The 22,415-nt window shown below is 71.9% G+C and carries 21 protein-coding genes; 9 read left to right on the forward strand and 12 right to left on the reverse strand.

From position 1 onward, the window contains the following. On the forward strand, positions 1-487 hold a 487-nt coding region (locus tag AB0B48_RS10725; RefSeq protein ID WP_357198958.1), incomplete at its 5' end, for a TetR family transcriptional regulator C-terminal domain-containing protein. A gap of 23 nt (positions 488-510) precedes the next feature. Here the strand turns inward: AB0B48_RS10725 and AB0B48_RS10730 are convergent. The 4 genes from AB0B48_RS10730 to AB0B48_RS10745 form a co-directional block, all read right to left on the reverse strand. Further along, on the reverse strand, positions 511-1,884 hold the full coding sequence (locus AB0B48_RS10730; RefSeq protein WP_357198960.1) for an N-acetylmuramoyl-L-alanine amidase: 1,374 nt from the start codon (positions 1,882-1,884) through the stop codon (positions 511-513). A gap of 66 nt (positions 1,885-1,950) precedes the next feature. Continuing rightward, a complete protein-coding gene (locus AB0B48_RS10735) occupies positions 1,951-3,117 on the reverse strand; it encodes a peptidoglycan DD-metalloendopeptidase family protein (RefSeq protein ID WP_357198963.1) in 1,167 nt (388 codons plus the stop codon). Between the two features lie 218 nt (positions 3,118-3,335). Next, a complete protein-coding gene (locus AB0B48_RS10740) occupies positions 3,336-4,319 on the reverse strand; it encodes a hypothetical protein (protein ID WP_357198966.1) in 984 nt (327 codons plus the stop codon). Continuing rightward, positions 4,316-5,611 carry an MFS transporter gene (locus tag AB0B48_RS10745; RefSeq protein ID WP_357198969.1) on the reverse strand — a complete coding sequence of 432 codons (1,296 nt, stop codon included), beginning with the start codon at positions 5,609-5,611 and terminating at the stop codon, positions 4,316-4,318. The genes AB0B48_RS10740 and AB0B48_RS10745 overlap by 4 nt, the downstream gene beginning before the upstream one ends. Positions 5,612-5,824: 213 nt before the next feature. On the opposite strand from AB0B48_RS10745, the gene AB0B48_RS10750 reads away from it, so the two are divergent. Beyond that, positions 5,825-7,204: a DNRLRE domain-containing protein gene (locus AB0B48_RS10750; RefSeq protein ID WP_357198972.1), complete on the forward strand. Its 1,380-nt coding sequence runs from the start codon at positions 5,825-5,827 to the stop codon at positions 7,202-7,204. A gap of 86 nt (positions 7,205-7,290) precedes the next feature. Here AB0B48_RS10750 and AB0B48_RS10755 read toward each other — a convergent pair whose 3' ends face one another. Both AB0B48_RS10755 and AB0B48_RS10760 read right to left on the reverse strand, forming a co-directional pair. Continuing rightward, entirely contained in the window at positions 7,291-8,109 is an 819-nt protein-coding gene (locus tag AB0B48_RS10755) for a basic amino acid ABC transporter substrate-binding protein (protein ID WP_357198975.1), read from the reverse strand. A gap of 176 nt (positions 8,110-8,285) precedes the next feature. Then, a complete protein-coding gene (locus tag AB0B48_RS10760; RefSeq protein ID WP_357198977.1) occupies positions 8,286-8,963 on the reverse strand; it encodes a hypothetical protein in 678 nt (225 codons plus the stop codon). Between the two features lie 213 nt (positions 8,964-9,176). Between AB0B48_RS10760 and AB0B48_RS10765 the strand changes: the two genes are divergently transcribed. The 4 genes from AB0B48_RS10765 to AB0B48_RS10780 are packed head-to-tail and all read left to right on the forward strand — an operon-like array spanning position 9,177 to position 12,237. Next, a complete protein-coding gene (locus AB0B48_RS10765; protein WP_357198980.1) occupies positions 9,177-9,812 on the forward strand; it encodes a SipW-dependent-type signal peptide-containing protein in 636 nt (211 codons plus the stop codon). 9 nt (positions 9,813-9,821) lie between these two features. After that, positions 9,822-10,454, forward strand: a complete 633-nt coding sequence (locus tag AB0B48_RS10770) for a SipW-dependent-type signal peptide-containing protein (RefSeq protein WP_357198983.1) — start codon at positions 9,822-9,824, stop codon at positions 10,452-10,454. Positions 10,455-10,465: 11 nt separating this feature from the next. Further along, positions 10,466-11,752: a signal peptidase I gene (locus AB0B48_RS10775; RefSeq protein WP_357198985.1), complete on the forward strand. Its 1,287-nt coding sequence runs from the start codon at positions 10,466-10,468 to the stop codon at positions 11,750-11,752. An 11-nt stretch (positions 11,753-11,763) separates the two neighbouring features. After that, positions 11,764-12,237: a hypothetical protein gene (locus AB0B48_RS10780; RefSeq protein ID WP_357198988.1), complete on the forward strand. Its 474-nt coding sequence runs from the start codon at positions 11,764-11,766 to the stop codon at positions 12,235-12,237. On the opposite strand, the gene AB0B48_RS10785 is transcribed toward AB0B48_RS10780, so the two are convergent. The 3 genes from AB0B48_RS10785 to AB0B48_RS10795 are packed head-to-tail and all read right to left on the reverse strand — an operon-like array spanning position 12,216 to position 15,436. Continuing rightward, on the reverse strand, positions 12,216-13,145 hold the full coding sequence (locus tag AB0B48_RS10785; RefSeq protein ID WP_357198991.1) for a sulfotransferase: 930 nt from the start codon (positions 13,143-13,145) through the stop codon (positions 12,216-12,218). The genes AB0B48_RS10780 and AB0B48_RS10785 overlap by 22 nt on opposite strands. Before the next feature lie 3 nt (positions 13,146-13,148). Then, the gene (locus tag AB0B48_RS10790) at positions 13,149-14,168 is read right to left on the reverse strand and encodes a sulfotransferase (protein ID WP_357198993.1); all 1,020 of its coding nucleotides are present in this window, start codon (positions 14,166-14,168) and stop codon (positions 13,149-13,151) included. After that, positions 14,165-15,436, reverse strand: coding sequence for a glycosyltransferase family 4 protein (locus AB0B48_RS10795; protein ID WP_357198996.1), 1,272 nt, complete (start codon positions 15,434-15,436; stop codon positions 14,165-14,167). Before AB0B48_RS10795 ends, AB0B48_RS10790 begins: the two co-directional genes overlap by 4 nt. A gap of 259 nt (positions 15,437-15,695) precedes the next feature. Here AB0B48_RS10795 and AB0B48_RS10800 point away from each other — a divergent pair, with 259 nt between their 5' ends. From AB0B48_RS10800 to AB0B48_RS10810, 3 genes are read left to right on the forward strand one after another with little or no spacing between them, the layout of a single operon-like run. Next, positions 15,696-16,658 (forward strand): hypothetical protein, encoded by a 963-nt coding sequence (locus AB0B48_RS10800; RefSeq protein ID WP_357198999.1) that lies wholly within the window; start codon positions 15,696-15,698, stop codon positions 16,656-16,658. Beyond that, positions 16,651-17,430, forward strand: coding sequence for a sulfotransferase (locus AB0B48_RS10805; RefSeq protein WP_357199002.1), 780 nt, complete (start codon positions 16,651-16,653; stop codon positions 17,428-17,430). The genes AB0B48_RS10800 and AB0B48_RS10805 overlap by 8 nt, the downstream gene beginning before the upstream one ends. After that, a complete protein-coding gene (locus AB0B48_RS10810; RefSeq protein ID WP_357199005.1) occupies positions 17,427-18,908 on the forward strand; it encodes a hypothetical protein in 1,482 nt (493 codons plus the stop codon). The genes AB0B48_RS10805 and AB0B48_RS10810 overlap by 4 nt, the downstream gene beginning before the upstream one ends. Positions 18,909-18,926: 18 nt before the next feature. Here the strand turns inward: AB0B48_RS10810 and AB0B48_RS10815 are convergent, their stop codons facing one another. The 3 genes from AB0B48_RS10815 to AB0B48_RS10825 are packed head-to-tail and all read right to left on the reverse strand — an operon-like array spanning position 18,927 to position 22,403. Continuing rightward, positions 18,927-19,778 (reverse strand): sulfotransferase, encoded by an 852-nt coding sequence (locus AB0B48_RS10815; protein WP_357199008.1) that lies wholly within the window; start codon positions 19,776-19,778, stop codon positions 18,927-18,929. Beyond that, on the reverse strand, positions 19,775-21,364 hold the full coding sequence (locus AB0B48_RS10820; protein WP_357199011.1) for an oligosaccharide flippase family protein: 1,590 nt from the start codon (positions 21,362-21,364) through the stop codon (positions 19,775-19,777). Before AB0B48_RS10820 ends, AB0B48_RS10815 begins: the two co-directional genes overlap by 4 nt. 22 nt (positions 21,365-21,386) lie before the next feature. Further along, the gene (locus tag AB0B48_RS10825; protein ID WP_357199014.1) at positions 21,387-22,403 is read right to left on the reverse strand and encodes a Wzz/FepE/Etk N-terminal domain-containing protein; all 1,017 of its coding nucleotides are present in this window, start codon (positions 22,401-22,403) and stop codon (positions 21,387-21,389) included. Between the last annotated feature and the right edge of the window lie 12 nt (positions 22,404-22,415).

Here is a 22,415-nt window from a genome sequence, read left to right on the forward strand (position 1 = left end):
TCGGCACGTGGCCGCCGAGGCCGGGGTCTCGGCGGGGATGGTCCAGCACTACTTCCGGACCAAGGACGAGATGATGGCCTTCGCGTTGAGTGTGGTGCGGGAGCGCAGCCAGAGCCGGGTCACCGAGGCGGTGGCACGGCTGGGCGAGACCCCGTCACCTCGACTGCTGCTGCGGACGATGCTCGCCGCGCTGCTGCCGCTCGACGAAGGCACCCGCGACAACGGGCGGGTGGCGCTCGCGTTCCTCGCCTACACGGCGGTGCGACCGTCGGCTGCGCCCAGCCTGCACGAGGACACCGCGCAGTTCACCGGGTTCATCGCCAGCGTCCTGCCCGACCGGCACGGCGTCGCCGCCGCGGCCGGCCTGCTGGCGCTGATGGAGGGGCTCGGTGTCTACCTGCTGGGCGGGCAGTACACCGCCGAACAGGCGCTGGGCGCGCTGGACGCCCAGCTGGACCTGCTCTTCGGCTCGTCGGCGGCCGCCTGAGCGTTCGTGGTCGTACCGCGCCCTCAGCAGCGCGGCACGTTCGGGATGTACCCGTCGTAGCCGGTCAGTACGAAGGCGTCGGAGACGTAGCGGTTGGTGCCGATCCGGTTCCAGACGGCAGTCGTGCCGTACGGGCCGGTGACAGTGCTGCCGACGGCCTGGCAGTAGACGGCGACGGTGGCGCCGTCGGCGACCGAGCCGACGACCGGATAGCTGGCGCCGGGGCCGGAGCGCACGTTGAGGCTGGACGCCTCGGTGGTCACCGTGCCGGAGCCGATGCCGGTGATGCCATTCACCAGCTGCATGTAGTAGGTCCAGTTCCAATTCGGGCCCGGGTCGGTGTGGGTGGCACCGGGCACCTCACTGTGGGCGATGATGTGCGCCCTGTCCCGGGGAATGCCGTACTTCGTGGTGAGGCTGCGGGTGAGCGCGGCCGAGGCTCGGTACATGGCGTCGGTGAACCAGGCGCGGTTGTCGACGAACCCCTCGTGCTCGATGCCGATCGACTCGGTGTTGTAGGTCCAGTTGCCGGCGTGCCAGGCGATGTCCTTCTCCCGCACCGACTGGGTGACGGCCCCGTCGGAGGAGCGGAAGGTGTAGTGCGCGCTGGCCTGGGCGGCCGGGTTCTGGAACCAGCTGACGGCGCCGGCATACGAGCCCTGCGTCAGGTGGATGACGATGCGGGTGACCGGGTGACTGCCCGGTCGACTGGCCGCCGTGTAGTTGCTCGTGCTGGCCGGCGCCCACGCGGCCGGCCCGTAGTCGGTGCTCAAGGTGCCGATCCCGCCGAGCACGGCGGCCCGCTCCAGGCCACCCCGCCGGGGCGCGACCGGTCGCCCAGCCACCGCCTCGCCGCGCTCGGTGAACCCGGTCCGCAGCAGGTCGTAGATGGTGTCGGCGTAGAGCCGCGCGACCGACGCCTCGCTGGCGCCGCCGTACCGGGCTACCGCTCCGTACCAACCGTTCACGTCGTCGCGCGCCGCGGTGGTGAGGCCGGCCTGATCGGCGTACGAGCGCAGCACGGCTGCCGCCCCGAGCACGTTCGCCGCGGGTTCGGTCCGCAGCGCGGTCGGGCTGAGCCGGGTGAGCGCGGCAGCCTCGTCCAGGGTGCGCACGCCGGAGACGCTCGCCAGGTGCATCAGCCCGTGGCCGCCCGCCGCGCTTGGTGTGCGGGCGTGCATGTCGAGCCGCGACTCGGCGTACCCCAGTGCCACCAGCAGGTCGCGTGGCACGTCGTACCGCGCCGCGGCGGTGTCGAATGCGACGGCGAGCGGGGCGGCCGGCGCTGGCGTTCCACCGGGGTCGGCGACAGCCGGTGACGCGACCGCGACGACTCCGGTCAGGGCGGTGGTCAGGGCGAGCAGGAGCCGGCCCCGGTGGAAGGTACGAACGGACATGAGCCCTCCTTGCGATGACTGCGGGTTGGCGGCCGGTGAGCCGCCAACCCGCAGGGATGGACCTCGTCAGCACCAGCCGTTGATCGGGCCGTTCACACCGGTCGACAGGTAGGCGTCGGACACCCAACTGCCGTCGCTCAACCTGTTCCAGAGCGCCGTGGTGCCGTACCGGCCGGTGTGGGAGGTGCCGTTGGCGGAGCAGGAGATGGTGACCGTTGCGCCGTCGGCCACCGAGCCCAGCGAGCCGTAGCCGGTCCCCGGCCCGGCACGTCGGGTGAGCACCCCGCCGCCGTTCGCGTCGACGACCCCCTGGTTGAAGCCGAGCGCGCCGTAGTTGTACAGGCCGCCGCCGGCGCCGGCCCAGGCCGACCCGTGCCGCGCCCCGCCCTGGTACGCGGCGGCGCCGTTGGCGAGTACCCACTTCCCGATGTCGTGGCCGGCGATCGGCACGTACGCGCTGTTCTGCCGGAGCCCGAAGTGGACGTGCCGACCGTAGGCGGCTCCGCCGCAGGTGACGTCGGTGCCGGTGTTGCCCAGGACGGCGCCCTGGCCGACGCTGGCGCCGTTGACGGAGATGCTGTTCCACAGGTGGTAGTAGTCGGTCGAGTAGCCCCGGTCGTGAATGACCCGGATCCATCCCTGACACATCGTGTACGCCGCCCCGGCGCGGGCGGCGCGGACCACCTGGTCGCCACCGGCCAGGTCGACGGAGCTGTACGGCGACTCGGTTCCACCCCAGCCGTGCGGGCCGCTGGTGAGCGTCCACGTCTGGCCCACACCAAACGGCAGGGCCATTCCGGTCCGGTAGTCCCCGCCCGCGTACATCGGGGTGGGGGTTGTGGTGAGCACGCTCTTCTCCTGGCTTGTCATCAGGGGCGATTCCGCGGCCAGCGCACCGAAGGTTGCCTCGCCGTCGAAGGCGATGCGCCACCCGGCGGGCTCGGACCGGGCGATGAAGATCGACCCGGTCGGGTGGGCGTCCTTCTGTCGGGACGCGAGCGCGACGGCGGTGCCGAAGGCCCACCGGCCGCTGGTGCGGCTGACGGTGATTCGGGTCTCTGGTTGGGCATCGGCGGCGGACAGCTCGGCGGTGCCGAGCAGTTTGGCGGTCACCGCACTGGTGAGCGTGGGGGTCACGGCTGCGGCGGCGGCACTGGGCGCGGCCCCGATCAGGCTCGTGACCGTCATCAGGGCCGCGGCGACGCCGCCGGCCACTCGTCGACCGTGTTTCATCGTGCCCTCACCTCCGATTGGGGCTCGGGCCGGCTTGATGCAGAGCCCGTGGCCGCTGATGGGTGCAGTGCCGGCGGGCCTGAGCAGCGGCGACTGCAAGGTTCGAAGGATAAACGTAAATATTGATGACGATTGTTGTGTAGTAAAACGTCGAAGTCAACGCGCTCATCGAAGGTTTCCTACAGGTTTCCGGACCGCCGGGGCCGCGGACCGGACCGTCAGGTGAGCGGGGACGGCGACTCCGCGCCGGGGATGACAAGCGTCGGCGTGCCGGACCCGTCCGCCGCAACGCCCCAGACGTCGGGCTGGCCGTCGTCGCGGCGCAGCGTGTAGGCCAGCTTGCCGTTGTCCAGCCACGCGGCCTGGTCATCGACGCTGCGGACCTCGGCGGTCGCGGTGACCCGCATGCTCGACAGGTCCAGGACCGACAGCCGCCAGCCCTTCGCCGGGTCGGCGTCGACCGCCTCCTTGAACGCGAGCCGGGTGCCGTCCGGTGACAGCGACGGGCATTCGACGTTCTCCTTCAGCGTCTCGACGGTACGAGCCGCGAGGTCACCCCGGACGAGGTATCTCCTGCCCCCGGTCGCCATCGTCGCGTAGAAGCGGTTGTCGTCGGCGGCGAAGGTGACGCCCCAGTAGTTGACGTCCGCGTTGCGGTAGCCCCTGCCGTCCCGGGTGATCGCGAACTCTTCGAGCGAGGCCACAGTGGTGTCGGTGCGGGCGTCGAGGATCCCGGTGCGGGTGGAGAAGCCACTGGAGGTGTACGAGTCACCACCGACGAACGTCGTCCAGGAGACCATTCGGCCGGACGCCGAGACCCGGGCCCGGTTCGGCAGCCCCGGCACACTGACCGCCCTCCTCTGGCGCAGCGTCGCGTCGAGGACGACGACCTGGTACGACCACGCGGTCTCCGGCTTCAGGCAGACCCCGGTGCCGGCGGCCGCGTACACCCGGAGGCATTCCAGGCCGGCGATCATGCGCGGCCCGGCGGGGTCGGTCGCGGCTACTGTGGAGACGTGCCGGCCGGTGATCGCCAGCAGGCGCGGCCCGGACGTCAAGGTGACCGCCTGCTCGGCGCCGGCGGGTGGCGGCGTCCGGGGAGCCTGCCCGGCCCTGGCGGCGTAGCCGGCCGCCACCGCGCCCAACAGCACGGCCGAGGCGACCACCACACCGAGCTTCGCTCGGGTCGACATCGCGGTCATCGGGGCACCTTCCGGGTGGTGAGTCGGGACGGGGAGGCCAGCAGAAGCAGCGTGCCGACCAGGACGCCGGCGACGGCCACGGCCGCCGCGCGGATCGCGCTCTCCGGCCCCCACGCCTGCCAGGCCAGACCGAACAGCACGGAGGAGACGAGGTACGCGAGGGCCTGCCCGGTCTGCACCAACGCGATTCCGGTGGTCCGCAGACGCGCCGGCAGCACCGGACCGGCGAGCGCGATGAGGATCCCGTCGGTGGCCGCGTAGAAGGCGCCGTACAGGGTCAGCGCGAGGGCGATCAGCGGCCAACCGTCGACCGGGCCGGCCAGCAGCAGGTACGTCGCGCCGAGGGCGGTGTAGCCGCCGATCACCACGGGCAGGCGACCGATCCGGTCGGCGAGTACGCCGAGCGGAGCGGCGAGCAGCAGGTACGCCAGGCTGGTTCCCACCGCGAGCAGCGGAAACCAGCGCAGGCCGAGGTCCATTCGGCGTTGCAGCAGCAGGTACACGAAGCCGTCGCCGATGGTGGCCAGCCCGAGCATCGCGGCGGCCAGCACCAGCCGCCGGGCCGGTCCTGCGCGCAGCAGCCCGAACGCCTCGCGGACGGAGACCTTCGCCTCGTTGGTCTCGTCCGCCGCCCCGCCGTCCACCCCCTCGCCGGACGGCTGCTCCCTGACGAAGAGCACGAGCACCACCACGGCCAGGGCTGCGATGCAGAAGCTGGTGACGAACACCGCGTCGTACGACTGCCCGACGACCAGCAGGACCGCGAACGCGGCGAGTGGCCCGAGGAACGCGCCGACGCTGTCCATCGCCCGGTGCACCCCGAACGCCCGACCCAGCGCCTCCGGAGGCGTGGAGAGCATGATCAACGCGTCACGCGGCGCGCTTCGCACCCCCTTGCCGATCCGGTCGACGGCGATGACCGCGCCGATCGCCGGGATCGACCGACCAGCGAGCAGCAGACCGAGCTTCGCGACCGCCGAGAGCGCGTACCCGATGCCGGCGATCAACTTGCGCCGCCGGAACCGGTCGGCGGCGAAACCACCGACGACCCGCAGCAGCGCTGTGGCGCCCGTGTGGACGCCGTCCAGCACGCCGAAGGCCACCGGGCTGAGGTGCAGGCCCAGCACCAGATAGAGCGGCAGGACCGCGGCCACCATCTCGGCCGACACGTCGGTGATCAGACTGACCGTGCCGAGCGCGACGACATTGCCGCTGACCATCGTGAACCGACGGCGGTGAGGCCCCGATCCTGGCTCATCGGCGACCGGTCGGGAGACGGTCGACAGGTACACGAGCATCTCCTCTGATCGACGGGCAGCCATCGTCCGTACTCAGTGGAGGAGGCACAACGCACCGCGGGTGGCATCCGGGCGAGGGACTGTTGAACAGGCTCCCAACAGCGAGGTGTTCGCCTGTCGGGACGCACTGTTCATCCGCCCGTCGCCCGCCGGCTCATCGACCTTCCTACATTCCTTGCGCTCTTCCCACGAGGTAAGGAGTCCTGGATGGACATTCGATTCCCCCGTCCGTCGGTGACGCTGGGGGTGGTCACGGTGATCGTCGCCGCGACCGCCGCCGTCGTCGTGACCGGCGCCGGCGCGGCGTCGGCGGCGAGCGTGACCTTCACGCCCGTCGCCGACACCTACGTCCAGAGCGACACGGCGGCCACCAACTACGGCACGTCCACGCAGGTCGTGGTCGACAACTCGCCCGTGCGGCGCTCGTTCCTGCGCTTCACGGTGAGCGGTGTCAGCGGCACGGTGACCGGCGCCAAGCTGCGACTGCGCACGATCAGCGGCAGCAGCGGCAGCGACGCCGGTGGCACGTTCCGCCGGATGTCCAACACGACCTGGTCGGAGACCGGCACCACCTGGAACAACCAGCCGGCCATCGACGGGGCCACGCTCGGCACGATCGGCGCGGTCAGCGGCAACACCTGGTACGAGGTCGACGTCACTGCCGCTGTCACCGGCAACGGCACGTACAGCTTCGGTGCCACCTCGACCAGCGGTGACGGCGCCTACTACGACACCCGCGAGAGCGGCGCTGACGCTCCGCAACTGGTGGTCACCACCGGCAGCACCACGCCGCCCCCGTCGGGCGACCCGGTCTTCGTCGGCGCCGGCGACATCGCCGACTCGGGCTCCGGCGACAGCGCCACCGCGACGCTGCTCGACAGCATCCCGGGAACGGTCTTCACCACCGGCGACAACGTCTACGACAGCGGAACGGCGTCGCAGTTCAACAGCTACTACGAGCCCACCTGGGGTCGGCACAAGTCCCGCACCCGCCCGTCGCCGGGCAACCACGACTACAACACGTCGGGCGCGAGCGGTTACTACAACTACTTCGGTACGTCGGCCGGCCCGAGCGGTCGCGGGTACTACTCGTTCGACCTGGGCAACTGGCACGTCGTGTCGCTGAACTCGAACATCAGCATGTCGGCCGGCTCGACGCAGGAGCAGTGGCTGCGCGCGGACCTGGCCGCCAGCAGCAAGCCGTGCACTATCGCGTACTGGCACCACCCGCTGTTCACGTCCAGCTCCAACCACGCGCCGTCGACGTCGACGCGCCCGCTGTACCAGGCTCTCTACGACTACAACGCCGACGTCGTGGTCTGGGGGCACAACCACGTGTACGAGCGGTTCGCCCCGATGAACCCGGCCGGTGGCGCCGACTCAAGCCGGGGTCTGCGCAGCTTCGTCGCCGGGATGGGCGGCGCCGGCCACTACGGCTTCGGCACCATCCAGCCCAACAGCGAGGCGCGTAACAGCTCGGCGTGGGGGCTATTGAAGTTCACCCTCCACTCCAACAGCTACGACTGGCAGTTCGTACCGGTAGCCGGCCAGACCTACACCGACACCGGCACCACCACCTGCCACTAACCAACCCCCCCCCCGCGGGGGGGGGGCGGCCCGCCCCCCCCCCCTCCGGTACTGCGTGGCGCTCACGCGCTCGGCCGCTCTGCGGCTCAGGCGCTCGGCTGCTTGCCGATCCACTTCTCGTAGATCGTGTTGTACGTGCCGTCCTGCCTGGCCTTGGCCAGCACCTCGTTGATCTTCTTGAGCAACTCCGGGTTGGCGTCCTTCTTCACGGGGAAGCCGTACTGCTCGCCGGTGTCGAACTCGGCGGCCACCTCGAACCCACCCGGGTTCTTCTTCAGGTACTCGGTCCAGACCGGCAGGTCGTTGATGGCGGCCTCGACCTGGCCGTTGGCGACGGCCTGCTGGAGGGCGGCAAGGTCCTCGAACTCGACGAGCTTCAGGCCCTTCTCCGCCTCGAGCTTCTTGGCGTAGTCACGACCCGTGGTGGCCGCCTGGACGCCGAGCTTCTTGCCCTTGAGGTCGTCGAGGGACTTGTACGTCTTGCCGGTCTTCACCAGCATCGCCTGGGTGGCGTCGAAGTACGGGTCGGAGAAGTCGATGACCTTCTTCCGCTCCTCGGTGATGGTCATGCCGGCGGCAGCCGCGTCGCACTTGCCGGTGTTGAGGTCCTGACCGGATTTGATCCCCTCGAACGGGGTGTCGACGATCGTCTGCTCGACGCCGAGTTCCTTGGCGACCAGGTCCATGATCTCGACGTCGAAGCCGGTCACCTTGCCGCTGGCGTCCTTGGACTGGAACGGCGGGTAGGGCAGGTGGGTGCAGACGGTCAGTTTGCCGGCCCTGACCAGCTTGACCCCGCTCGCCTGGACCTCGCTGTCGTCCTTCTTCGCGCAACCCGCGGTCAGCGCGAGGGCGGTGACGGCCACGACGAGGCCGGCCTGACGGACGACGCTTGGGAACCTCACGGCTGTGCCCCTCCGATTCGGCTTCCAATTCACAGAAAGCCAATCTGGTTCATAGACTTTGCGATTAGCGACCGTACCCGATCCGGCGCGTCGCCCCCAGATCACGCCGTGACCGCTCGGGGGACCGGGCGGGGCGCTCTCCGTCGACAAACCCGACACTTGCCCCGCAAAGGGCCTCAGCCACCGGTTCCCTCGGCCGCTCCGTCCGGGGTGAGGGCCCCTTCGTGGGGGTCTGTGTCCAGGAACACATGCTGGTGGCCCTGGCCGGAATCGACGCTGATCTGATCGAGCTGGGTCGCCGCGACCGACCAGATCGTCGCGGCTTCGGCCGCCTGCCGCGCGGTGACGTCCAGCAGGGCCGCCCGTTGCGCCGCTGGAACGCCGGCCGCCAGCCCGTAGGCGTCGACGGCCAGCGACGCCTGCTCGACCGCTCCGCGCAGGCCTCCGCGCGCCACGTTGGTGGCGGTGGTCCCCGACGGCGGCTCGGCGAACGGCTCCGCCGCCTGGCGCATGACCCCCTGCCACTGGCGCGCCTGCGCCGGGTCCGGCGCACGTCCGGCCGTCGTCTCCGTCTTGATGGCGGCCAGCACCGGGGCGACCTGATCGCGGACGCGCCGGGCCGTCTCGATCAGCTCCACGATCTGCTGAGCGTCCCGCTTCGCCTCGTCCTGCTTGATGCTCGCGATGGTCGCCTCGGTCGCGTCCGGACGGCCCACCTGGTAGCCGATCAACCCGCCGAGCAACGCGGTGACCAGTGCGATCACGCCCGCGACGGCCACGAAGCGCACTGTGCGGCGGTGCCGCACATCGGCCTTGTCCAGCTGGTAGGAGGGTCGGCCGGTACGGCGCGCCATCGCATCTCCTCACATCGATGGGGTGGGGCCAAAGATTAACTGCCCCGTGACGTCCGTCGATAGTGCCGATCGGTGCGCTCCCTGCCCGTCTGCACCCTCCGGTGGCAACTTAAGCGCTCTGGGCGTTTTGCCCTTGTTTGTGTGCTTATCGTGATCCTTGTGCCGCTGGCACCGGCCCACGACAACCAACCGCGTTGCACCGAGGAGGACAAATTGACTGAACCGACAGGGACGGCAGTGGACAAACCGAACGGTCGAGGCCGCTCTCGCAAGCTGAAGGCCATCCTGGCCGGAGGGATCGTCCTCGGCCTCGGTGCGACGATCACCCTTGCCGCCTGGAACGACTCGGAGTACGCCACGGGCACGTTCACGGCGGGCAGCTTCAGCATGGAGGGCAGCACCAACGGCACCACCTACGCCGAGCACCCCACCGCCGGCACCGCGGCCGCGTTGACCTTCAGCACGGGCTTCGACGACATCAGCCCCGGTGACGTGGTCGCGGCGCCGTTCGCCGTCCGACTGACCGCGGCCACGACGTACGACGCGACAGTCACCGTGGCGTCGGCGACCCCCGCCCCGGCCGGGTTCGTCGGCCTCACCTACGGCATCGCGACCGTCCCGGCCTTCGCCGACTGCAGCGCGACACCCACCACCCCGACCTGGATCGTGGCGCAGGGCACCCCGCTCAACTCGGTGGCCGGCGCGGTGCCGTTCAACCTGACGCAGGGCACTCCCCCCACGACGCCCGGCGCTCCGGTGAACCTCTGCTTCGTCGTCACCGCGGGGGGCACCCTGGTGCAGGGCACCTCGGTCACGGAAACCTGGCAACTGTTGGCCGAGTCCGTCTAGATGATGGCCGTGGTCAACCGTCGGACGCCGGCCGGAACACCACGGCTTCGCCGGACCCGTGCCGTACTCGCTGGCGCCCTCGTTCTCGGCCTGGGAACGACGTCCACGCTCGCCGCGTGGACCGACAGCGAGTACGGCACCGGGTCGTTCGGCGCCAGCGTCTTCGGCACCGAATCGCAGACCGCCTCCAGCAGTTGGGCCAGCCACACCCCGGTCGCGAACGCCGCGACGCTGGCGTTCAACGCGACGGCGATGTCCCCCTCGGTGTCGTTCTACGCCTTCCTCGACATCCGGACGACCTCGACGACGAATGTCGGCGGCACGGTCGCGCTGACGAGTTCGTCGAACAACTCCGGAGCCCTGCTGCCCGCGCTCGAGTACCGGGCGGTGCGGACCCCCACGACCAGCACCACGTGTGCCGCCGCCGCCTTCTCCGGTTCACCCACCTGGATCGTCGGGCCCGGCTACTCCGCCATCACCGCGGTGCCCGGCTCACCGGTGTCGTCCCCCATCACCGTGCCGGCCGGCGCGACGCCGCAGCTGAGGTTCTGCTTCGAGGTCCGGGTCCAGTCCGGCGCCAGCAACACGTACCAGGGCACGACCGGGGTCGTCACCTGGGAATTCACTGCCACGTCTACGTGAAGGATCTGCAGATGGTGGGACGCGAACGTCGACGGCACGGCACCCTCGCCCGGGTCGGCGACCTGATGCTGACAGTGCTCGCCGTCGGTGGGACGGCCTGCGTCGTCCTCGTCCCGCTGGCGTTCTTCTTCGACATCTCGCTCATCCTGTTCAAGACCGGGTCGATGAGCCCGACCATCCCGGCCGGGTCACTGGCCGTGGTGCGGGAGATCCCCGCGTCCGAGGTCCACGTGGGAGACGTCGTCACCGTCGACCGCACGCCGCTGCCACCGATCACCCACCGGGTGGTCGACATCGCCAACGGCGGTGGGGCCACCCGCCTGCTCACCCTTCGGGGGGACGCGAACCAGTCGAACGACGCCGCGCCGTACGCGGTGAGCCACGTGCGGCTCGTGCAGTGGTCGGTGCCCAGGCTCGGGTACGCGGTGCGAGCCGTGTCGAACGTCTACGCCACGAGTCTCATCACGATCGGCGCCGCGGTGATCGTCACCTGGGCGTTCTGGCCGCGCGGGGGCGAGCCGGGGACCCGACGACAGCGCGCGTGGCGCCGTCGGCGACCGGATTCGGCGGTGCCCGACGATGCCGGGGCAGCGCCGGAGCCCGGCACCCAGCCGAGCGGCACGGGACCGCGTGGCGACTCGACAGTGGGACGCATGCTGGTCGTGCTGGCGGTGCTGCCGGGCGTGGCCGCCGCGGTACTCGCGACGCCTGGCCAGGCCCGCGCGGACACCACCGAGGAGGTCATTCGGAGCAGATACCTCACGCTGGTCTCCATCGGCGACGACGATCGCATGACGAACCTGGCGCCGGAGCAGCCCGTGCCCTGGCAGGTGGGCGTCTCGGCGCACGCGGAGCAGCCCGGCGAGGTGACCATCTCGCTGTCCGCGCTGGGTCCTCTCGCCGTCCGTCCGGACGGACTCCAGGTGATGGTGGCCGTCTGTGCCATCCGCTGGGTGGAGGGTGCCTGCCCCACCGGCCAGGGTGAGCAGGTCCTCGCCGACGGTCCCGCCACCAGGCTGGCCGCGCACCCGGTCACCATCAGCTCGATGCGCGCCGATCAGCAGCGTTGGGTGCTCGTCACGGCGAGTCTGCTCGCCAACGCGGTGGCCTCGGGGTCGGCAGACCTGATCGTCACGGCGACCGGATTCGGCGACAGCGCATCGGCGGGCGGCACTGTCGGCCCGCTTCCGCGCACCGGGACCAACCTGTGGACACCTCTGCTGGCCGGTGGCGGTGCGCTCGTCACCGGCCTGCTGCTCGTGCGCGCGGCGCGCCGGGTCAGGGTGGGTCGGCTGTGAGGCGCCTGCGCGTGCGGTCTCTGCCGGCCCGGGAGCGAGCCGGCCACGTCCGACGGCGCTGGCTCGCGGGTGCCGCCGCCCTGCTGCTCGCCGGCACCGCCGTCGTGCTGGCACCGCCGCAGTCGACGTTGGCCGCCTGGACCGGCGCCGAGTACGGTCGCGGTTCGCTGCAGGCCGGCACGGTCAATCCACCGACCAACCTGCAGTGCACGGCCGGCGTGCTCACCCCGCCGACCTTCACCTGGACTCTGCCGGTCGGCGGCCTGACGCGCAGCGGCTTCACCTGGTCGTTGTCGGGCGGCTTCACCGGCGGCGGGACTCTCGGCGCCAGCGCCACCTCGGTCACCGTCCCCGGCGGGTTGCTGGGCATCGGAACCGGCACCTTCAACCTGGTCGCGAACGGTCCTGGCGGCTGGACGTCGACACCGGTCACCGGAACGGTCGGCATGCTGACGGCTGTCCTCTACTCCTGCAGCGTTCCGTAGACCGGGTAGCCCCACTCAGCTAGGGACTTCTCCAGCACCCGCTCGATCGCGGCGAGCTGCGCCGGGCTGAGTTCGTCCCGGTACGCCTCCGCCCGGCCCACTGTGAAGTCGTACCGGGAGAAGCCCTTCTCGAAGGCCGTCGACCAGCCCAGACCGAGGAAGTCGAGCATTCGGCCCACCTGCTCGCGCGGTTGCTCGACCAGGTCCTCGTAGCGCACGTCCAGCCACTGGTCGGCCGGGTGACGCAGCCGGGCCTGCGCGAAGGCGTCCATCAGCATCTTCCAGCCCAGCGCGGCGAGTACCTGAAAGGAGCGACCGGATTCAGCCCACTCCTCCCGAAGGTCGGACGGGAGCGGACCGTAGATCCAGTTGTCCGGCCCGCGCCAGCCGTCCCACCAGCCCATCTGGAGCCACGAGTTGGCCACCGCCCGGCCGTCGCGCACCACGTTGACCACCCGCAGCTCCGGGTACGCGGCGTGCAGCAGGCCGGTCCGCGGCCACCCGGTGACGTGCTGCACCAACTGCTGACAGCCCTGCCGCGCGATCCGCTCGTCGAAGAAGGCCCGCAGCCGCCGGGCCACGAACGGGGTCAGGTCCTCGGCGACCAGGTCCCGACACGGTCGGGAGAAGCCGGCCAGGACCTGCCGGTCGAGCAGGTGGTACGCCTCCGACGGCGCGACCCGGAGCCGGCCCCGCTCCAGCAACCGTCGACTGTGCCGCAGCGAGGTCATCCCCGCCGGGCGCGGCGCCGAACGCCGGTAGAGCGGGCCGTTGAACCTGCCCTTCGGGTTGAGCCGGGCCAGTTTGTCGTCCAGACCGGAGACGAAGCCGACCGCTGGATGCCGGGAGAGCAACTCCTGGACCAGTGTCGAACCACAGCGACCGGTGCCCACCACCAGTGAGAGCATCGTTCAGCCTTTCTGCCGGGTGGCGGGTGACGGGGAGACGGCCGGGTCCGCGGCGAAGCGGGCGGCAGGAGAGGTGGCCGCCGGGCGGCGCAACGGGTAGCCGAAGCGGGTCAGCGCCACGGCGGTCAGCCCGGTGACCACCGCGTACGCGCGGGTGGGCAGCCCGGTCAGCCACTCGCTGTCGGCGACCACGTCGACCAGTCCGGTGCGGTGCCGCGACGGGTTGCCGGCCACCGAGTGGGTAGGCGTGAGCCGTACCGTGGCGGGCGTCGGAAACGGAAGCTCGTCGGGGATCGCGCCGACGAAGCCGGCGATCCGGGCGGTGACACCGGCCGGGTCGGCCACGAAGTCCTCGTACCGCACCCGCAGGTAGCGGCCCGGCGCACGGCGACGGTCGCCCCACAGCCGTACGGTCGCGGTGTTCCAGGCCAGCCAGAGCAGCGCGGCCTTGCCGACCGGTGGGCGGCTCATCAGCTGGTCGTCGGCACGCCCGTCCAGCGGGCGTCGGCGACGCCACGAGTACGCGGTGGCGCGCGGGTCGCGCACCACGTGCAGGACGTACAGGTCGATGCCGGGCAGGCCGCCGAGCAGGGCCCCATACGGCGGCAGCTTGGAGGAGTCGACGATGACACCGTCCGACCGGCCGGCCAGGGCGTGCTCGGCGATCGAGGCGTAGAGCCGGGCCAGGTGCGTGTCGTCGGGGTGGCCCGCGACCGGCGGCTGCCCCCGACGCTGGCGGCGCAGCAGTGCGGGCAGTCCGCGCAGCCGCAGCCGCTGGGCCAACCGGGCGGCGATCCCGGCCGGGTCGGCGTCGGTCAGGTCGGCGCGCACCCGGGCCCAGAGCGGGCAGTCGGCGACCGGGGCGCCACAGCCGCACTGTCGGTTCTCCAGGATGCCGCGCCGCCACAGGTACCGCAGCTCGCCGGCCGCGAAGAAGCCCGGCAACTGTCCCAGGACCGTGGTCACCAGCGTGCTGCCACTGCGACCGCTGCCGGCGAGGTAGAGCACCCGTACCGGGCTCACCGGGCCGCTCCCCCGCCAGCGGCGGCCCGGCGCGACGGCAGCGCCTCGGCGGCCTCCGCGTACAGCCCACGGATCCGGTCCAGGTGCTGGTCCGGGGCGAACTGGGCGGCGATCTTCGCCCGGCCCGCCCGGCCCATCCGGTACGCCCGGTCCGGGTCGGCCAGGAGGTCGTTGAGCGCGTCGCCGAGGGCCGTCGGCGCGTCGGCCGCGACAATGCGGCCGTCCACCTCGGGCTCGACCAGCTCGGGAAGCCCGCCCAGGTCGGTGGCGACCACCGGAACACCGCAGGCGAACGCCTCCAGCACCGCCATGGGTTGGTTCTCGTGCCATCGGGACGGAACGGCGACCACTGCCGCCGACCGGATCAGCTCGTGCAGGCGCGGCTTGTCGAGACGGCCGTGGAACCGGACCCGGCCGGGCACCCGCCGCGCGGCGAGCGCCTCCAACTCCGGCCGGGCCGGGCCGTCACCGGCGATGTCCACGATGACCCCGTCCGGCAGCGCGGCGGCCGCCTCGATCAGCACGTCGACCCCTTTCTCGGGCGCCAGCCGCCCGGCGAAGACGACACCGCCGCCGGGCGTCTGCTTGGCCACGACGCCGGTCAGGTCGACGAAGTGGTTGACCACCCGCAGCCGGTCCGGGTAGACGCCCGCTCGGCGCATCACGTCGGCCAGGAACCCGCTCGGGCTCACGAAGAGCTGCACCGGGTCGTACGCGTCGAACTGCCGGTGCAACCAGGACTCGACGGCGAGCAGGCCACTGCGCGACAGCGATCCGTCCTTGCAGCGGCGACGGGCCGCCTGCAACGGGCCACCGGTGACGCACGCCTGGCAGGGACGGCCCCGGTCCAGCAGCTGGTAGCTCGGGCAGGCGAGCTTGTAGTCGTGCATGGTCAGCACGCACGGCACACCGGCGGCGCGGGCGGCGGCGAGCACCGACGGGGAGAGCTGGTGGTAGATGTTGTGCAGGTGCAGCACGTCCGGCCGAAAGTCGTCGATCACCCGGGCCAGCCCGCGGCGGCTCGTCGGTGACCACAGCATCCGGCCGACGGCCACCGCGCGGGGCCGCACCCCGCTCGGCGCCGGCTCCAGCTCCACTTCGGACGGGAACCGCGCGGCGTACGGCAGCGGCGACTCGTTCTCCGGGTGGCTCATGCCGAAGTAGGCGACCGTGTCGCCGGCGACCCGTTGCAGGTCGGCGAGATCGAGCAGATACCCCTCCGCACCGCCACGGCGGTAGAGGAACTTGTTCACGTGCAGCACGCGCATCGACTCGCCCTGCTCACATCGATCGGGCGATCCGGGCCCGGGGGTGATGACCGGGGTCTGCCCGCCCCGGCCAGGGCTCACGGTATGCAGGGCAGGTCGGCGAGTCCAGCTCACGTTTGGCATGTGGCTGAACGGGTGATCTTCGTCTGCCCGTGCGGTCCGCGGCCTGGCCTCCCGCCATGATCTCCAGATAACCTGGCTGCCGCCGGTCACACCCGCTCTGGTGCAGGGCCGGGGCCGGTGTCCGACGAGGAGGACCGTGGCAGCCGACGACGAGGTCTCCGCGCTCGCGTACACCGCGCGCCGGGTCCGGCGGCACCTGCGCTGGGCTCGTACCGAGGGGATCGGACGGCTGATCGAGGAGGACCGCCTCAACCCGGTCGACCGGATCGGCACCGCACTGGCGAAGCGACGCTGGCGGCGGCGGGCCGGCCGGACGCCCGGCTCGGCGATGCCGGTCTACCTGGTCGGTCTGCAACGCTCCGGCACGAACATGCTGGTCCGGGGCCTGGACGCCGCCGGAGAGGTCGAGGTCCGTAACGAGAACGACGGCACCCTCTTCCACCGCTTCCAACTGCGCCCCGACCCGGTGCTGACCGCCGCCCTCCAGCGCAGCCGGCACGCGTACGTCCTGGTCAAGCCGCTCTGTGAGAGCCACCGCGTGGACGAGTTGCTGGCCCTGCCGGGGCTGACCCCCGGGCGGGCGCTCTGGGTCTACCGCGACGTCGACGACCGGGCCCGCTCCGAGGTCGCCAAGTTCGGTGACGCCAACCTGCGGGCCCTGCGGGCGATCGCCGACGGCAGCATCGGCCGCCGGTGGCAGGGGCAACGCCTCGACGCCGACACCGTCGAGCTGATCCGGGCCCACGACCCGCAGCGGATGGATCCCCACAGCGGCGCCGCGCTGTTCTGGTACGTCCGCAACTCGCTGTTCTTCCAGCTCGGCCTGGACCAGCGGGCCGACGTGCTGCTCTGCCGCTACGACAGCCTGGTCGCGGAGCCCGCCGCGCAGCTCCGGCGGCTCTGCGCCTTCCTCGACTTCCCCTACCATCCCCGGCTGCACGCGCACATCGCCCCACGCGCGTCGCACGGCCCGACGAACCACCGACGGCTACCGATCGACAGGCGCGTCCGGGCCCTTTGCGACGAGCTGACCGACCGGCTCGATCGCGCCGCGGCCGACGCCCGATCCGAGACGACGAAGGCGGTCGACAGTGGCTGAGACCGGAACCCGTACCGCACCGATCTTCCTGGTCGGCTGCCAGCGGTCGGGCACCACGATGGTGCGTCTCGTCCTGGACTCGCACTCGCGGATCAGTTGCGGCCCGGAGACCCGGTTCCTGCCGGACCTGCGACGGATCGTCGGCCGGGACTGGGAGCGACTGGCCCGCTTCGGCTTTCCGCGCGAGGACTGGTTGCGCCGGATCCGGGACTTCTTCGGCGGCGTGCACGCCGACTACGCCGCCACGCGGGGCAAGGCCCGGTGGGCCGACAAGACCCCGCTGTACGCCATGTCGCTCGACTTCGTCACCGAGGTCTTCCCGGACGCCCAGATCGTGCACCTGATTCGAGACGGACGCGACGTGGTGGTCTCGCACCGCAAACGGTTCGGCTACTGGTCCGCTGTGAAGTGCGTGGTGAAGTGGCCGCGCTACATCCGCACCGCGCGGGCCGTCGGCGCCACCCTGCCGGCGGACCGCTACTACGAGCTGCGGTACGAGGAGGCGGTCAGCGAGCCGGAGAAGACGATGCGCGGCCTCTTCGAATTCCTCGGCGAGCCCTGGGAGGACGGCATCCTCGACTACGACAGCAAGCAGCACGACGTGGCGCAGAAATACACCACCGAGGCGGAGCGCCGACGGGCGGCGGTGGGCGACGCCGCACCCATCTACGGCTCCCGGGTGGGCAGCTACCGCCGCGAACTCGACCCGTTCCTGCGCCTGCTGGTCTGGGTCTTCTCCGGTCCGACCCTGCGCGCGCTGGGCTACCGGTGACCCGCCCCGGCCGGCTGCGCGCGGCCGCGACCGCCGTCGCCGTCACGCTCCTGCTCACCGCCGGCTGCACCGCCGGCGACGACGATCCGCCACCGGCCGCCACCCCCTCCGCGAAGGTGACACCCGGAGCCGCCCCGCCGGCGCGCGTCGGCGACCCGGTGAGCAACCCGTTCGGCGCGCACTGGGACTGGTCGCGGTACCAGCAGTTCGAGCCGTACCTGCGCCGGCTCGCCGGTTCGGCGACGTACGAGGAAATCTCCTGGTGCGAGATCGAACGGACCTCGGGGCAGGTCGACTGGGCTGGGCTGGACGAGATCGCCTCGCGCAGCCGGGACCTGGGCGTCACGCTGCACCTGAAGATCCGCACCGGCGTGTGCTGGGCGACCGGTGGCAAGGCCCGCTACACCCGGGGCGCGGCGAACAAGACCGAGTCGGCGATGCCCACCGACCTCGGCGCGTACCAGCGGTTCGTCCGCTCGGTGGTGCAGCGCTACGGCCCGTACGGGGTGCGGGAGTACGCCATCGAGAACGAGGTCAACGCGCCGAGCTACTGGGCCGGCAGCCCCGAGGAGTACGCGCGGCTGGTCCGGGCCGCCGCCGAGACGATCCGCGCGACCGACCCGAAGGCGCTGGTGGTCGACTCCGGCATCAGCAGCGTCGCGTACGGCATGGGTGTCGCCGACCGGCTGGTGCGCGCCGGCCGGATGCCCGAGGCCGTCGCCGCCTACCAGGCGTACTTCCAACGTCGGGTCGGCACCCGGGGGCAGCAGATCCCGGCGGTGAACGGGGAGGCGCAACTACGCCGGGCGCTGGGCACCGAGACCAACAGCCGCAGCCTGCGCTTCCTGGCGGTGACCGAGTCGCTGCTGACCGACCGCACCGTCGACGTCCGCCAGGTGCACTTCTACGAGCACTTCAGCGGGGTGGCCCCGCTGCTGGACTACCTGCGCGCCACCACACCACCGGGCACGCCGATCCAGGCGTGGGAGGTCGGGCAGTTCTGGCGCGACGGCGACGGCGACCCGGCCAGCCGGGCGGCGGAGATGGTCAAGACGGTCACCCTGCTGGTCGCCGGCGGGATCGGTGAGATCAGCTGGCTGCCGTTGGCGTACAACCCGAACAACGCCGCCGGTAGCGAGGTCCGCTACGGCCTGCTCGACCCGGACGGGGCCGAACGGGACGCCGGCCGGATGCTGGCCGCCCTGGCCGACGCGGCGCGGGACGCCACAGTCACCCCGCTGCCCACCCCGGTGGCCGGCAGGCTGCACGGGGTCGCGTTCGTCCGGGGCGGGTCGAGCACGCTGGTGCTCTGGTCGGCGTCGAACGCGCCGGTGACCGTGCCGGCGACACCGGGCGGACGGACCGGGGCGGTGGGTTCCCCGCTGGGCGCGGCCGGCGGCGGCACCACAGTGACCGACGTCCCCGTCCTGCTCCGCGCCGACCAGCCGGTGGACCGGATCCTCGCCGCCGTCCGCTAGGACGGAGACCGCCGCGCCCTAGCCGGGCCAGGGGTCGGGCCAGCCCAACAGCGCGGCCAGGCGCACGTTGTGCGGCGCGAAGTGCTCCCCCAGGCGCTCTCGCAGCTCCGGCGTGAGCTCGGAGACTCCCGGGTCGACGCGACGGGTGTGCCGGGTGAACGCCTCGGGGGTGAAGGCCGGCAGGCCGAGGAAGCGCAGCATGTCGGCGTACGTGCCGGCCGGGTCGGCGTGCAGGTCCTCGGTTCGGGCGACGTGGATCCGCTCCCGCGGGACATGCGCGAACCAGCGGTCCAACTGCTCGGCGTAGCGCCCCCGGGCGGCATACGAATAGTTACGCAATGCCCGGTGCGCGGCGGCGCTGTCCGGGCCACCGCGCGTTGCCCGGGCCAGCCGCTCCTCCTCCGCGTCGAGGGCGTCGGCGAAGGACAGCGGCTCGACGCCGTAGGAGCGGGTGTGCAGGTAGTGCGAGTAGGCGCGCTGCACCGGATCGCGCAGCAGGACGACGAAGCGCGCCTGCGGCAGAGTCGCCGCGACCCGGGCCGGCACGCTCGGATGGAACAGGTAGTAGGGGCTCGCCTCGAACGTGCGCTCGCCCGGGGCGAGACGAGGGAAGTGCCCCCGGTACCACAGCGCGCCCCGACCGTGGTGGATGCTGAAGTACTGCAACTCCTTGCCGCTGGCCACCCGGACCAGCGGATGCGCGGCAAGGTGGTGGTACAGCGACGTGGTGCCGCAGCGCTGGCCACCGATCACCAGGAAATCGGGCAACGGACCGGGCTCTCCCGGCTTCGCCGCGCGCCCCCACGCCCGCGCCGCGCGTACCCCCCGACGCAGCCGGTCGGTGACCTGACGCCGCACGACGCCGGTCACGAGCGGACCACGGGGCGGGCGGCACCCACACCGGCACTGTCGGTGGGGTCGGCGGGGGCGCGTCGACCATTTCGGCGGGTCACCGAGCGCAACACCATGACGTCCTCCCGACTGAGCCCGAGGGCGAGCACCACGGCGAGGTACACCGCCACGATCGCGGCCAGGCCGACCACGAGCTGCACGGTCCCGCCCCCGAGCAGCCACCGCACACCGAACCCGGCACCCATCGCGACCAGCGCGGCGACCAGGCCCTTGACCATGCCCGCCGTCACCGGCACGGTGTGCACCTGCGCGCGCACCTGCCAGACCCGTGCGACGTTCACAGCTGCCAACGACACCGCCCAGGCCACCGCCGCGCCGAGAATGCCGTACGCCGGGATGAGCCAGAGGTTGAGCACGACGTTGAGCAGCAGGGCCGCGAGGTTGTCCACCATGTTGACCGAGACCCGGCCGGACATGTTCAGCAGCGTCCCGCAGGGCCCGGTGGCGGCGTTCACCAGTTGGCCGAGCGCCAGCACGACTGTCACCGCCGCACCGCCGGCCAGACCCGGCCCGCCGACCACGCGCAGCAAGTGCTCCGGAAAGACCAGCAACGCCACGAAGGCCGGCAGCGACAGCCGGAGCACCCAACCGGTGGCGACCCGGTAGATCCGGCGTACCTCGTCCAGTCGACCCTGGTGGTAGAGGTGCGCCAGGTGCGGACCGAACGAGGCGTTCACCGGTGCCAGCACGAACACCGCGATAGTGACCAGCCGGGTCGCCACGTGGTAGACGCCGATCGCGTCGGGACCGTAGTCGAAGAAGCCGAGCAGCAGCGCGTCCACCCAGATCAGCCCGGTGGACGACAGCGAGGAGACCCAGCTGACGGTGGAGAACCGGAACAGCTCACCCGGCCGGTACGCGGGCCGGGCGGCGGGCACCCGACGCACCATCCGGGCGAGCGCCACGAGGGCGAGCCCGGCCGCGCTCCAGCTCGCCGCCACCAGCGCCCAGAACGCGCCGGTCAGGCCGGCCCCGAGGGCGAGCGCCAGAGCGGTGAGCACCAGCCGGGCGGCCGGCTCGTAGACCTGGCCGATGAGCGCATACGCCCGTTGCGTGCGCCACCCCCGGGTGGCCGCGAGGGCGGCCTCGCAGACGGTGGCGGCGGGCAGGCAGAGCGCCGCCAACCGCAGCCCGGTGGTGAGCTGCGAGTCGTGCAGGGCGTCGGCGAGCCACGGCGCGCCGACCACCAGACCGAGGGCGATCACTGTGGACGCCACGGCCGAGATGCCGATCCCGAGCCGGATCGCGCCCCGCAGGGCGGCCGGCTCGTCGTCGGCGAGGTGCACCGCCACGAACCGGGTCAACCCGGCCCGGAAGCCGGAGAGCGAGAGCAGCCCCAGCAGCGACAGCACGGCGTAGACCTGGGCGTACCGGCCGAGTTCGCGTACACCCAGCACCCGGGCCAGCAACAACATGACCAGGAAGAGCGCCACCTGGCTGAGCACGGCGCTGCCCAGGTTCAGCACACCGCCGCGGGCCATGCCGCGTACCTGCTGGTCGCCGGTCTCCGGCGCGGCCGACGACCGGCCGGTCACCTCGCGCACCCGCCGGGCCGTTCTCCGACGGTCACGACCGTGCCGCGGTCACGGTCTCCGCCGGCGCCGAGGGGGCCGCTGTGGTCGCCGCCGCCGGAGCCACCGGCCGGGCGGCGGCACGACCCCGGGAGAGCAGTTCGAGTACGCCCACCAGCAGCACCCCGAGCAGCAGACCCGCACCGCCCACCGGCAGGGCGGTGCGCACCAGCTCGGTCATCCGGCTCACCTCGTGCGCCTCGCCGATGCTGGTCACCTGCTTGGGATCGGCGGCCTGGGCCTGCGCCCGCGCCGCCTGCAACCCCTCCCGCGCCTGGGACAGGGCATTGGTCGCCGCGTCCCGCTGGGCGATCAGGGCCTGGTAGTCGGGGAGCTTCGGCCCCAGCTCGTCGAGCTTCTTCTGGGCGGCGGTGATCGCGGCGGTCGCCGCGTCGACACCTCTACCGTTGCCGACCGCCTGCATGGAGAGCTGCTGCTGGCGCAGGCTGGTCAGCTCGCCCAACGTGGCCTGGTAGATCCGGTCCGGCTGGGAGACCTTGTTCGTCTTCTCCCACTCACCGATCGCCTTGGTCGCCGCGGTGACGTCGGCGTTGGCCGCCTCGACCTCACCGGTGGCGATGCCGACCTGGGAGGAGAAGAGGAAGGCCAGCGCCCGGGTGGTGGTCGCGGTCAGCACCGGCGCGACAGTCGCCCGGTCGCCGGCGGTGTAGGTCACCTCCAACTGGCTGCTCGCGCCGACCTGGGTGATGGCGAGCCCGTCGCGCAACCGCTCCGGCGGCACCCCGGTGTCGGCGGCCACGTCGGCGAGGACGCGGGGCGAGGTGACCGCCGCGCCGAACGCCGCGACGAACTGGTTCGCCGCCTGCGTACCGGTGTACTGCGTCCCGGCCACGCCGCCCACCAGGGCCGGCGCCGCCACGTACGCGGTCCCGCTGAACTGCTGTGGCGCTGCCAGGACGATGGCGGCCGCGGCGCCGGTGGCGAGCACCGGCACCCCCACGAGTACCCAGAGGCGCCGCCGGGCGACCCGCAGGTAGTCGACGATCTCCACTTTTTCCCCAAT

The sequence above is a fragment of the Micromonospora sp. NPDC049089 genome, assembly GCF_040648775.1.
Lineage (GTDB): Bacteria > Actinomycetota > Actinomycetes > Mycobacteriales > Micromonosporaceae > Micromonospora.

Bases quoted from the DNA above. Each gene is read 5' to 3' on its own strand.
- AB0B48_RS10795 (WP_357198996.1), bottom strand. From the start codon at position 15,436: ATGCGCGTGCTGCACGTGAACAAGTTCCTCTACCGCCGTGGCGGTGCG.
- AB0B48_RS10775 (WP_357198985.1), top strand. From the start codon at position 10,466: ATGGTGGGACGCGAACGTCGACGGCACGGCACCCTCGCCCGGGTCGGC.
- AB0B48_RS10760 (WP_357198977.1), bottom strand. From the start codon at position 8,963: ATGGCGCGCCGTACCGGCCGACCCTCCTACCAGCTGGACAAGGCCGAT.
- AB0B48_RS10735 (WP_357198963.1), bottom strand. From the start codon at position 3,117: ATGAAACACGGTCGACGAGTGGCCGGCGGCGTCGCCGCGGCCCTGATG.
- AB0B48_RS10785 (WP_357198991.1), bottom strand. From the start codon at position 13,145: ATGCTCTCACTGGTGGTGGGCACCGGTCGCTGTGGTTCGACACTGGTC.
- AB0B48_RS10730 (WP_357198960.1), bottom strand. From the start codon at position 1,884: ATGTCCGTTCGTACCTTCCACCGGGGCCGGCTCCTGCTCGCCCTGACC.
- AB0B48_RS10740 (WP_357198966.1), bottom strand. From the start codon at position 4,319: ATGACCGCGATGTCGACCCGAGCGAAGCTCGGTGTGGTGGTCGCCTCG.
- AB0B48_RS10750 (WP_357198972.1), top strand. From the start codon at position 5,825: ATGGACATTCGATTCCCCCGTCCGTCGGTGACGCTGGGGGTGGTCACG.